This window comes from Pantoea sp. B65 (assembly GCF_047308185.1).
Lineage (GTDB): Bacteria > Pseudomonadota > Gammaproteobacteria > Enterobacterales > Enterobacteriaceae > Erwinia.
On record NZ_JAHXPU010000013.1, the window covers coordinates 1 to 12,007 of the forward strand.

The 12,007-nt window shown below is 51.2% G+C and carries 13 protein-coding genes and 1 tRNA gene; 6 read left to right on the forward strand and 8 right to left on the reverse strand.

Going from position 1 to position 12,007, the window contains the following annotated elements; all coding sequences use genetic code 11:
• The first annotated feature begins 212 nt into the window (after window positions 1–212).
• On the forward strand, window positions 213–1,202 hold the full coding sequence (locus JWF83_RS02615; RefSeq protein ID WP_413647956.1) for an IS110 family transposase: 990 nt from the start codon (window positions 213–215) through the stop codon (window positions 1,200–1,202).
• Window positions 1,203–1,417: 215 nt separating this feature from the next.
• Here JWF83_RS02615 and JWF83_RS02620 read toward each other — a convergent pair whose 3' ends face one another.
• The 6 genes from JWF83_RS02620 to JWF83_RS02645 all read right to left on the reverse strand — a co-directional run bounded on the left by JWF83_RS02620 (window position 1,418) and on the right by JWF83_RS02645 (window position 6,669).
• Entirely contained in the window at window positions 1,418–2,398 is a 981-nt protein-coding gene (locus JWF83_RS02620; RefSeq protein WP_413648454.1) for a nucleoside hydrolase, read from the reverse strand.
• A 376-nt stretch (window positions 2,399–2,774) separates the two neighbouring features.
• A complete protein-coding gene (tal, locus tag JWF83_RS02625) occupies window positions 2,775–3,725 on the reverse strand; it encodes a transaldolase (RefSeq protein WP_413648456.1) in 951 nt (316 codons plus the stop codon).
• Between the two features lie 128 nt (window positions 3,726–3,853).
• Entirely contained in the window at window positions 3,854–4,540 is a 687-nt protein-coding gene (alsE, locus tag JWF83_RS02630; RefSeq protein WP_413648458.1) for a D-allulose 6-phosphate 3-epimerase, read from the reverse strand.
• 46 nt (window positions 4,541–4,586) lie between these two features.
• Window positions 4,587–5,849, reverse strand: coding sequence for a PTS ascorbate transporter subunit IIC (locus JWF83_RS02635; protein ID WP_413648460.1), 1,263 nt, complete (start codon window positions 5,847–5,849; stop codon window positions 4,587–4,589).
• Between the two features lie 29 nt (window positions 5,850–5,878).
• Entirely contained in the window at window positions 5,879–6,145 is a 267-nt protein-coding gene (locus tag JWF83_RS02640) for a PTS sugar transporter subunit IIB (protein WP_413648461.1), read from the reverse strand.
• Between the two features lie 80 nt (window positions 6,146–6,225).
• A complete protein-coding gene (locus tag JWF83_RS02645; RefSeq protein WP_413648463.1) occupies window positions 6,226–6,669 on the reverse strand; it encodes a PTS sugar transporter subunit IIA in 444 nt (147 codons plus the stop codon).
• A 315-nt stretch (window positions 6,670–6,984) separates the two neighbouring features.
• Here JWF83_RS02645 and JWF83_RS02650 point away from each other — a divergent pair, with 315 nt between their 5' ends.
• Entirely contained in the window at window positions 6,985–8,001 is a 1,017-nt protein-coding gene (locus tag JWF83_RS02650; protein ID WP_413648465.1) for a LacI family DNA-binding transcriptional regulator, read from the forward strand.
• 84 nt (window positions 8,002–8,085) lie between these two features.
• On the opposite strand, the gene JWF83_RS02655 is transcribed toward JWF83_RS02650, so the two are convergent.
• Entirely contained in the window at window positions 8,086–8,349 is a 264-nt protein-coding gene (locus JWF83_RS02655) for a hypothetical protein (protein ID WP_413648466.1), read from the reverse strand.
• A gap of 73 nt (window positions 8,350–8,422) precedes the next feature.
• The gene (locus tag JWF83_RS02660) at window positions 8,423–9,127 is read right to left on the reverse strand and encodes a phosphohydrolase (protein WP_413648469.1); all 705 of its coding nucleotides are present in this window, start codon (window positions 9,125–9,127) and stop codon (window positions 8,423–8,425) included.
• Window positions 9,128–9,823: 696 nt separating this feature from the next.
• On the opposite strand from JWF83_RS02660, the gene JWF83_RS02665 reads away from it, so the two are divergent.
• From JWF83_RS02665 to JWF83_RS02680, 4 genes are all read left to right on the forward strand, one after another.
• On the forward strand, window positions 9,824–10,486 hold the full coding sequence (locus tag JWF83_RS02665; protein WP_413648467.1) for a hypothetical protein: 663 nt from the start codon (window positions 9,824–9,826) through the stop codon (window positions 10,484–10,486).
• 262 nt (window positions 10,487–10,748) lie between these two features.
• Window positions 10,749–11,543 carry a DgsA anti-repressor MtfA gene (gene mtfA, locus JWF83_RS02670; RefSeq protein ID WP_413648471.1) on the forward strand — a complete coding sequence of 265 codons (795 nt, stop codon included), beginning with the start codon at window positions 10,749–10,751 and terminating at the stop codon, window positions 11,541–11,543.
• A 100-nt stretch (window positions 11,544–11,643) separates the two neighbouring features.
• A tRNA-Asn gene (locus JWF83_RS02675) sits at window positions 11,644–11,719 on the forward strand.
• A 159-nt stretch (window positions 11,720–11,878) separates the two neighbouring features.
• The coding region (locus tag JWF83_RS02680; RefSeq protein ID WP_413648473.1) for an Arm DNA-binding domain-containing protein at window positions 11,879–12,007 on the forward strand (129 nt) is incomplete at its 3' end.

The window sequence follows — 12,007 nt, forward strand, 5'->3', positions numbered from 1 at the left end:
CCCTTGTATCTTGTTTTCTGTGGTGGTTAGCTACCACTACATGAAACGGAGGCAGATTCAGGCTCCCCTTAAGGCTCTGACCTTCATTCGTAGCATAATCCCTCCGTTTCTCCTTTCACGCCAGCATCTACTCTGAACGGTAACCGGAAGCTCTGACTTCGTATGTACAAGGCAGGATGGCGTGATGGTTTATGTGAAAGGGAGACAACCTCATGATTTATCTCGGCGTTGATATCAGCAAACAAAAATTCGATGTCTGCCTGCTCCCCGAAGGCTCCTCGGGGAAAAAGAAAAGCAAAGTCTTTAAGAATGCACCCGGTGCTGACCGGGAGCTGAAGACCTGGCTGCTCCGGCAGAAGTGTGATCCCGCACAGGTGACCGTGGTTATGGAGGCGACCAGCGTTTATCACGAAAACCTCGCCTTTGCCCTTCATCACGACAGCACCGTAACCGTCTGTATGGCAAATCCGCAGCGGGTGCGCGAGTTCGCAAGAGGCATGGGTATCCTGACCAAAAATGACACCGTGGATGCTTTTGTTCTGGCCTGCTACGGTGAACTGAAACAGCCTGAACCCTGGGTTCCCCCCGCGCCGGAAGTCCGCAAACTGCGGGCACTGTTGCGCCGCCGGGACGCCCTGCAGGAGGATGTGCAGCGCACCCTCAACCGCCTGGAAAAGGCTCTCTCAACGCAGACGCCGCGCGAGGTGATAACATCCCTTAAGCGCACCCGCCAGTGGCTGCAGAAAGAGCTGGAGCGCATAGAGCAGCTTATCGCAGACCATATAAACAACCATCCCGGACTGAAAGAAGATCTCGACCTGCTGAAGTCGATAAAGTGCGTCAAGGATAAAACCGGCCAGATGATGCTGGCAGTTCTGCGCGCAGGAGAGTTCAGGAGCGCTTCGCAGGTGGCGGCGTATCTCGGTCTGGTCCCGGTGGAAAGGTCATCAGGAAGCTCGGTATGGCACAGGCCGCGGATGTCAAAGGCGGGGCCACCGGAAGTGCGTGCAAAGCTGTATGTGGCCGCGCTGAGCGCCATTCGTTATAACGCACAGGGCAAGGCGCTTTATGAGCGGCTGCTTGCCAGAGGCACCGCAAAAAAAGCGGCAGTGGGTGCGGTGATGAGGAAACTGGTGCATCTGTGCTACGGGGTACTGAAGACACGGCAGCCATGGGACGCAAACTATGCAGCTACCGCTTGACGTTCAAGACGGTAGCTACATCAGGAGGCAGATATTCTCCTGTAGGGGCGACATTTATGCCGCCCCTGCCGATAATGTGCACTGCTGCCACCTTCGGGACGGGAGCCATGGGACGCAAACTATGCAGCTACCGCTTGACGTTCAAGACGGTAGCTACGCTATTTCAGCGATAGCGCATCCACAGACGGCATGCAACACGCAGTGGTTCTGAACATTCAGGCAAGAATGGTGGCAACTATATTGCGCACCACCGCGTTACCGTCTATCGCGGTACAGACCAGCATATTAGCCGGCTGATCGCGAAGCGGTACGGTCTGGCCGAGCGTCAGCGTACCACAGGTCTCCACCCCAATAGCCATCGGTACAAATGTCCCCAGAGCGGGATCGGCGGCGACAGCAACCGCCAGCGGATCATACAACACACATCCTTCAGACCACTCAAACATCGGCGCATCAAGAAAGGTGGCGCAGACCTGTTTAAACATCGCCGCCAGCGGCGATGAGGCGGCATCGACGTTTTCCACCGGCTCTTTTGCCAGCACCAGACCGGTTGACGGATTAGTGACGTCGAGACTGACCATCGTCAGCCTCACACCGGAACGAAACACAATATCCGCCGCCTGCGGGTCAAACCAGATATTACATTCCGCCACCGGCGTGATATTTCCGCGTCCGTGTTCGGCATTAAAGCCCAGCGCCCCGCCCATAAACACGATAGAGTGCAGCGCCGCACAGATTTTCGGTTCTTTAATCATCGCCAGCGCGATATTAGTCTGCGCGCCGATCGCGACAATGGTGACTTCCCCCGGATGAGCAAGCACCGTCTCGATAATAAAGTCGATAGCATGTTGATGATTATGAGCGTTTTCCAGGGCAGGAAGTGGAATCGAACCCGGTTTACCCCGTGCGCCCGCATAGGCGGTTTGCAGCAGCGCCGGCAGGTCTCCCCCCATGCGCGTCGCCATCCCTATCGCTACCGGGATATCGCTTCTGCCGGCGGACGCCAGGACCTGGGCCGCACAGCGCGCGCCCAAATCTGGCGGACAGTTACCAAAAATCGTGGTGATGCCGAGTAGTTCAAGACGCGGATCTTTCACCGCTAACATAATGGCTAACGGGTCATCCGCATCGGTGCCGGGAATGCCAATCGCAGGGTCGGTATCAAGGATAATTTTTCTTTTAACAACTGCCGTCATCAGGTTTAACTCCACGTTTTATAAGGGTGCGTTCGGGATTATGCAGCCTTTAAAGTAAGGGGGATCAGGTCAGTAAAACGTGACCCCGGCGGGAGTTTTTCCGCAGGGCAACGGTAAGTTAAATTTATCGATGGTGCCCACAAAAAATGGGCTAAAAAAGCAGAAAGATAACAAAAATTTGAGGATTGGCTCACATTACAGTGATTAAATAACCGGATTTTTCTCTGTGTGGCGAGGTATTTTCGCCCCGCTAAACGCGTTTCAGCTGACCGATAATGACCGATAGCGACGATATGACCGAGTCAGTCAGTGAGCGCCTGGCGTCTCAGCCCGCAACCGGGAAAATAACGGTGTACGGGCTGGTCAACATCGCGAATTAAAATGCCGCTGCTAACATCGCTTCCAGCGTTAACTGGTCAGCAGCGAACAGGCGGATGCCATCCGTCAGCTTCTCAACCGCCATCGCATCCTGACTGTGCTGCCAGCGAAATTCCGCTTCACTGAGCGCAGCCGGTGGCGGAGTGATGGTTTCCGGCAGTGTCAGTTCTGGCTTCGCGCTGATGCCACTCTGCTCCAGCTCTGCCAGTAGCGCCGGAGAGATGGTCAGACGGTCACAGCCGGATAGCGCCAGGATCTGCTCAATACGACGGAAGCTGGCGCCCATCACCACCGTGCGATAACCATGCTGCTTATACCAGGCGAAAATTTTACGCACTGATGCCACGCCCTGATCCGTCGCTACCGAGTAATCAGCCTGCGGGCTGCGTGTCTGATACCAGTCGTAAATACGGCCAACAAACGGAGAAATCAAATAAGCACCGGCTTCAGCGCAGGCACGCGCCTGCGCAAAAGAGAACAGTAAAGTCAGATTGGTATTAATTCCCTCTTTCTCCAGCTGTTCTGCCGCTTTAATCCCTTCCCAGGTGGCCGCCAGTTTGATCAAAATGCGCGATTTATCCACGCCCGCCTCGCGATACAGCGCAATTAACTGGCGGGCTTTAGCAATACACTTTTCACTATCGTAAGAGAGACGTGCATCAACTTCAGTAGAAATGCGTCCGGGTATCGACTTCAGGATCTCACAGCCAATATTTACCGCCAGCTTATCACCGGCATTTTCCGTCAGTTGCTGCTGAGTGCCCCCCTGCGCTTTTGCCCAGGCAACCGCCCCGGCCAGTAACGCCTGATATTGTGGCAGTGCTGCGGCTTTCAGGATCAGCGAAGGATTAGTGGTGGCATCCTCGGGAGAAAACTGTCTGATGGCGTCAATATCACCGCTATCGGCGACCACTACGGTAAACTGCTTTAACGTTTCTATCGGAGTCATATTTCACCCTGGTGCGGTTTGCAGAAGATAAAAATAGGGGGGAATCTTCCCCCTGGTAAATTTAGCTGACAGCAATCCGCTCCCGTAATGATCGGCAGTATGCTCTTGCTGTCAGAGTAGCGGTGGAATTAACTGACGACGCGGCCCGTTTCACGTTCGAAAATAGTGGTCATCTTATCCCATGCCAGTGACACATCATCATCCAGATTAAATAATCCGGAGGTGCCGACAATAAACACATCCACACCAGAACTGGCGATCTGATTAAAGGTCTTTTCATTACAGGAGCCATCAATCTCGGTCAGATAGTGCAGATCATTATCTTCACGGTACTTCACCAGCTCGGCGATTTTATTCAGAGTTTCAGGAATAAATTGCTGCCCGGCAAAGCCTGGATCCACCGACATAATAGTGATTTTATCCAGCAGATGGATATACTCTTTAATTGATGCTACCGGGGTTGCCGGGTTAAGTACCACCCCCGCCTTTCTGCCAGCGGCATGAATCTCATTTATCAGACGAAAGATTTTATTATTCGCCGTCTCCGGATGAAAACTAATGTAATCAGCTCCGGCTTCCAGACACATCGGGATAATCTCTTGCGGATTTTCCACCATCAAATGCACATCAATCGGAATGGTGCTAACTTTTTTCAGCTGTTCAATAAAGAACGGCGACAGCGTGATATTTTTCACATAGTGCCCGTCCATAATATCAACATGAAAAAAGCTCGCCCGGCTGTTTAACGCGGTAATTTGCTCGCTGAATTTGGTTAAATCCATACACATCAGTGAGGGATTAAACATGGCGCTCATGACAGATTTCCTTAGTTCATTAATACAGACTTATCGTCAACAACGATTAATTGAAGATCTTGATCATATTGCCCAGCACAATACCCACCACGCCGAAATCCGCATCGCCAAAGGTGGTTGACGCAAAGCCAAGGTCGCCCATAAGCGGTAACAGAATGGCCGGCAGGAAAGAGATAATCATTCCGTGTACAAAAGACCCAATCACCGCACCGCGACGCCCACCGGTTGCATTACCGTATACCCCGGCCGTAGCCCCGCAGAAGAAGTGCGGCACCAGCCCCGGTACAATCACGCTTAAGCCCACCAGCGGCAGAATAAACATGCTTATCAGACCGGCAGCAAAGCTGCAGAGGAAACCGATAATTACCGCGTTAGGCGCGAACGGGAACACCGTCGGACAGTCGAGTGCCGGTTTGGCATCTTTGACTAATTTGTCAGCAATACCTTTAAACGCCGGTACAATTTCCGCGATAACCATGCGCACACCGGCCAGAATAATATACACGCCACCGGCAAAGGTAATTGCCTGGATCAGGGCAAAAATCAGATAGTTTTGCCCGCCGCTTACCTGAGATTCGGTATAGGCTTTACCGGAAACCATCACTAATACCAGGAACAGAATGGTCATGGTGAGTGAGATGGCGACTGAGGAGTCACGCAGGAAGTTAAGCGATTTAGGAACGTTCAGCTCTTCAGTGGATGAGCTGCCTTTACCTACCAGCTTACCGACCAGTGCTGAGCAGAGGTAGCCTGTCGAACCAAAGTGTCCTAATGCCAGATCGTCACTGCCGGTGATTTTGCGGGTGAACGGCTGCAAAATTGCCGGCGACACCACCATCATCGCCCCGAGGATCAGCGCGCCAATCGCCACCAGCCAGAAACCGCTCACGCCGCCGCTGGAGAGGATCACCGCCAGCATCGCAGACATATACAGCGTGTGGTGCCCGGTCAGAAAGATGTACTTCAGCGGGGTAATACGCGCCAGCAGAATATTGATCAGCATACCGAATACCATGATCATCGCTGTCGCGGCACCGTAATTCTTCTGCGCCAGCGCGGCCATCGCATCGGTGTTTGGCACCACCCCCTGGATGTTAAAGGCGTGCTCAAATAACTGACTGAATGTTGTCAGCGTGGTGGCGACCACTCCGGCACCGGCAATCAGAATAAGGAAGCCCATAATGGTTTTAGTGGTACCGGAAATGACCTCTGAGAAGGACTTTTTCTGTAGCAACAAACCAATAAACGAGAATAAACCAACGAGGATCGCTGGGGTACCCAATACGTCCTGCATGATAAAACTAAGCATGATACGCTCCGGTATTTATAGAAGAAAACTCACAGATTCTCAGCGAGTATTTCTTTAATCTTATTATTATCGAGTAAGTTTTTCAGTCCAAATACCAGACGGGTGCCATCATCAAGGTTAGAGATGATATCCTGCGCACCAATATAGATATCGGCTTTTTCAGATTTGGCAGAGGTTAAATCAGTATGGGAAACCTCAGCTTCTTTACCCAGTTCCTTAACGATCTTTTTAACATTCATTTCGACAATAAAACTACTACCGAGACCATTACCACAAACGATAAGTATTTTTTTCATATCAACCTCAGATAACACCATTAGACCAATAATACCGTGAACAGCATACAGAGAGGCTGTCGGCATCCGTTACTGGCAGATTAGTACTTGGCGATTAAGCGATTAATCGCTTGCTGGCTATCGGCTTTCAGCAGTGCATCAAGATCGTTCTCATCACTGAAAAGTTCAGCCAGCCGGGAAATTAATGACAGATGTTCTTCACCGCTCAGCGCACAAAGAAAAATAATCACATAGACCGGATCATTTTCATCCGCGTCAAAACTGACGCCCTGCCGGATATATAGCAGTGATAATGCCGTTTTATACGCCCCTTGCTCTGGCCGGGCATGCGGCATTGCCAGTCCTGGCGCCAGAACATAATAAGGTCCGGTCTCATGATGTGAACGAATAATAGCAGCGATATACTCTTCACTGATGGCGCCCTGCTGCAATAATGACTCTGCACTAAGCCTTATTGCCTCTTCCCAGCTGGCGACCCGATCAATAATTTTAATTCTTTCTGGTGTAAGCCAATTAGATAACATGCCTGCTATTCCTTTTCTTGCTGATGCTGTGCATGTTGACGAATTCAGTCGCTAAGATCCGTGACACTCTTCACAAAGTTAGCGCTAACATCGTTTTTTGTTAAAATATTTGTTAGCGCTAACACTTTTAATGTTTAGCAACTGTGAGTAAGATTGATGTTATAGCATCAGAGATTAATCAACAGCGGTTAACTATCCGAAAATTATCTTTTAAATCATCTGCTTTGTGATGCGATTGCCAAAGCGAAATCGCCCTATGTTATGATATGCCGCAATTTGCAATCATTACGAAGCAATACAATTACGGGAGTGTACATGGAAGGTAAGCGGCGGCCGGGAACGGGAAAAAGCACGCTCGCAGATGTGGCTAAACTTGTCGGTGTCAGCGCGATGACCGTCTCCCGTGCGTTACGGGCGCCGGAAAAAGTTTCTGACCAGTTACGGCAGAGAATTCAGCAGGTGATAGCCGAATTGGGCTATGTTCCCAACCTGGCGGCCAGTGCTCTGGCGTCAGCATCATCCCGACTGATTACCCTGGTGGTGCCTTCCCTGAAAACCCCCGGTTGTGCGGTGATTTTCCATACTTTGCAGCAGGTGCTGCTACCGCAGGGCTATAACATTTTACTTTCTGAAGCTGACCATTCGAATTCAAGCGGCAGCGATCTGATCGAGACCCTGCTGGCATATAACCCGGCGGCCATCGTGCAGTACAATTTCGACAATTCGCCTGGCGCGCAGAAGGTGCTGTTAAATGCCGGTGTACCGGTGGTGGAAATTGGTGGGGTGAATAAAAATCCCATCGGCATCAGCGTGGGTTGTGATTATGCCAACGCCATCAAAACGCTGGTCAGCGAAATGATACATCAGGGTTACCGCAATATTGGCTTACTCTGCTCTCATGATGAGCAAAATATCTTCCAGCAAATGCTGACCGGCTGGAATACCGCGATGCTGGCGGTGAATCGTTCGCCGCACCGGGTGGTCAGTACGCCGCTACCGCCAACCTTTACCACCGGCCATAGTCTGCTGCCGGAGATACTGTTAACCTGGCCGGAACTTGATCTGCTGATTTGTACCGCCGATGATGTCGCTTGCGGCGCCATTCTGGCCTGTCACAGTATCGGCGTGGCGGTACCACAACAGTTAGCAATTGCCGGTATTGGCGGCAGTGAGCTGGCGGCAATCTGCTCGCCAACATTAACCACCGTGGCGGTGGCCTATAAAGAGATGGCCAGCCTGGCGGCAGAACACCTATTGGCGCTGTTAAAAGGCAACACGGTAGCGGATATCAGCACCATACCGGCGCGCTTAATTAAACGCGCCAGCACCTGACCCCTCCCCGCTCGCGGCAGGCTTGCCGATCACCACGCAAGAAAAAGGCCACCGGAGTGGCCTGATAGTATTATGTGATGAGGTTTACTTTTTCTTTTTTTGTTTCTTAAGCAAAGCGCGAATCTGTTTTAACTCGCTGTTGCTTAACTGCACGGCATGTTCTTCTTCGGGTTCTGCTTCCGCCGTGTGCTGATTGTCGATAACAGGATTTGCAGCACCGGACAGGGTGGACTGCAGTCGCTGGCTTACTTCCTGGCTGACGGAAATTTGATTATCCAGCGCCAGACTTTTTAATGTTTCTTTCAACGCGGGATCGATCTTTATCGTTAAACTAACGGTGCCGGTCATACCTGATTCTCCTGATAATATTCCTCAACACCGTAGCCTAACCAGCCAGTTATTAACATACTGTCATAAAAATTTAATATTTCAGCGCGCGTGGGGTGAAATCGCGTAATACCGACTCATCGAGCTGGCAGAGATCGCCCTGCAATTCCGCACATAATTTGGCGACAAAGGTCACCAGAAAATGTGAGTTATGTTGTGCCAGTCGCTTACCTTCCGGTGTTTGCATGGTATCCGGTAGCGTAAACAGTTTTTTCTGGAAATGATCCAGCGTCCAGCGACTGTCGTCCAGCTCACGCTCTTTGCCTAAGGGATCGCTGCTGTCAAATAAAGGACGTCCGAGTGCGCCCGAGGTATAAAACACCCGCGCGAGGCCTATCGCCCCCAGAGATTCCAGCCGATCAGCATCCTGAACAATTTTCGCTTCCAGCGTTTGCGGCGTGATACCGGCACTAAAACTGTGCGCCTGAACCGCGTGCGCTACCGCATCGTACAGGGCCGTCGGGAAGTCAGGAAACTCGTGTTGCAGAATACGCCGGGTTTCCACCGCCGCTTTGCTGGAAGCCAGATGGCGTTCCGGGTGATTTTTGGGCAGGTTAACCACATCGTGGAAATAGCAGGCGGTCAGTACCACCAGTGGATTAGCATCGGTATCGCGCATTATTCGCCGGGCGGTGTACCAGACGCGTTTCAGATGAGCGACATCATGTGCTTTATCATCCTGCGGCCAGCTTTGATGCAGCCAGTGCTCAAATCGCGATTGCCAGCTTTCAAGGGACATTGATGACATAGACTTCTCCCTGGTGTTTGATTGTTGACAGTTTTATCCGTCGTTATTGCTGAGCTGCGCGACGGCAGTTGTTGGCCCGTGACGTTATTTGGCTCCCTGAGATCTGTTTATAATCGACAAGTGATAACACTTTTATGACATGTAATTATTGCTTAATGCAAGCAATGAAACTTTGTGCAGTAAAACGAGATCCTAATCAAGTTATAGTCGGCGGAGTGGCTAATCACCATCGCAACCGCACAAATTAGTCTTTTCCTTAGCTGCAGCAGGCCCACTCGCCACAAACATAAGATCTGATAATGATGATATGAGATTGTTCCGAAAAACCTGGTAATGGTATGGTTGCCGGTAAACGATTGCCGTTAAGTAATGACTAAACTCAAATAATCAGCCTGAAAATGATTCACATACGTCCGTAATTACCATAATATTTTATAAAATCAGCGAACTAGAGATCCGACCTTCAGCCGGACAAATTAACAGTTCAGAACCAGTTATTGCTACAGCCCGGGTTTATCTTCCCACGCCGCCGGATAGGCCTTTACCCTGTAGCATTTGATTAGCAAGTCTCATCATTAACTGGCAAAAAGCCGGCGCTTTGGCAAAAAGTGATACCAGGATTTGTCAGGCTGCCGATAACAGTGTTGATGAGTGGGACTTCCGATAATGAATACAACGAGGTAAATAATGAAAGAACGGCCGATTCTTTTTTCTGATCAGCGAGTGCGCGCCTTGCTGGCAGGCCAGCAAACCCAAACGCGGCGGATTATGAAATCGCTGGCTTTCACGCCAGGGCAGGATAATCATGAAGGATGCTATGGCTTTGATGTTAGTAGCAACCACCGGCGCGGGCGTCATATGATGGAGATGGCCGACCTGAGCTATCAATGTCCGTTTGGCCAGCCGGGCGACCAGCTGTGGGTGCGTGAAACCTGGCGCGGCCCGATCGTACCGAAAGAGCTGTTAACCGAGTATGCCCGGTCGCCGGAGAACTTTCGCAGCACTGATTACTGTCACTATCGCGCCGATCGCAGTGAACTGGGGACTTCGCTGGATGAAGAGAATGAACAGTTTGGCTGGCAGACCGCCATTCATATGCCGCGCTGGGCCAGCCGCATTAATCTGCAAATCACCGGAGTACGGGCGCAAAAAATTCAGGAAATCAGCGACGACGACATCATGGCGGAAGGGGTACAAACCGACTCCCACTTTCTGAATAACTTTTTCACCATGAAAAGCGACGCCATTGCTCCCCAAGCGGCGTATAAGCAAGCCTGGGAAAAGCAATATGGCGGCACCAGCTGGGATGTAAACCCCTGGGTGTGGGTGGTTGAATTTAAGCGGATTTAATTTGCCTTAGGGCAAAGGGATCATTTTGTGCTTTTCGTCGCCGGTTGCACACATTGCGGCCCGAATCACAGACATGTCATACAGTAAGTGTTTGAATATTCATATTGAATGTCACTTCCCTGTCTGGCCGGGATGCCACAGCGATTCGCCACCCCTGCATTGTTATCTCTGTCGCCGATCCCTGCTAATAGATATTGCGGTTATCTCCGGGCTGCGGCATGTTAGTAACAGCTGCAGGCGGGTAATCACAGTGAGCAGAACAATGATTAAATGGCCGTGGAAAGCAAATACTGAAGAACCCTTTTCGTCACTTCCCTGGCAACAGGCGCTGGCCGTGCCGATCTTCGCCTCCCTCTCTCCGGCTGATGAGCAGGCACTGGTGCGAATGGCACAGCGTTTCCTTGAGCAAAAGCGCTTAGTTCCTCTGCAAGATCTTGAGCTGGATATGTTAAACAGCGCACGCATTGCGCTGCTGTTCTGCCTGCCGGTATTAAAGCTGGGTCTGGAGTGGCTGGATGGCTTTTATGAAGTGATGATCTATCCGGGGCCATTTGTAGTAGACGACGAGTGGCAGGATGGTTATGGTCTGGTGCATAACCAACGCATGGTGCAATCCGGCCAGAGCTGGCAGCAAGGACCGATTGTGCTTAACTGGCTCGATATTCAGGACTCTTTCGATCTTTCTGGTTTTAATCTGATTGTGCATGAAGTTGCGCATAAGCTTGACGCGCGCGGCAGTGGCAATGCCAATGGCGTACCGGCGATCCCACTGCGTGATGTTGCCGCCTGGGAACAGGATATCCGCGCGGCGATGGAGAGTATTCAGGAAGAGATCGATCTGGTGGGCGAAAATGCCGCCACCATCGATGCCTATGCCGCCAGCGATGCGGCGGAATGCTTTGCGGTATTGTCGGAGTATTTTTTCAGCGCGCCGGAACTGCTGCAAGAGCGCTTTCCAGCGCTGTATCAGCGCTTTTCACGGTTTTACGCTCAGGATCCGTTAAAGCGCGTCGAAAGCTGGCTGCAGCGCCGCGATAACGGCGAAACTGTTCACTAAGCGATCGCCTTGCTGAAAACGCAGCCAGTTGAAAGCTAATATATTTTTTGCTGTTGACAGCCTGAGGGCCACTCGTTAATATTCGCCCCGTTCCAACGATTCCTCTGTAGTTCAGTCGGTAGAACGGCGGACTGTTAATCCGTATGTCACTGGTTCGAGTCCAGTCAGAGGAGCCATATTTCAGTTCTTATGCGTCCCTGCGAATCCTTATGTTTCAGCGATTCAACGGGATAGCGTAAAAACTCTTCCCGATGCGTTTTCAGTTTTCCCTCTGCATCGGGAACAACTGGTGGTCTGATCTGGGGTCTTTCACTTCGATAACGGAGCGACCCCAAATCTCTCTTAGCGATGCGAAAATCCGCACTCTCAAACCATCATCAAAACCCTTTAAAGTTTTCGACTCACACGGTCTGTATCTGCTGGTCAATCCGACAGGTTCACGTCTGTGGTATCTCAAATATCGT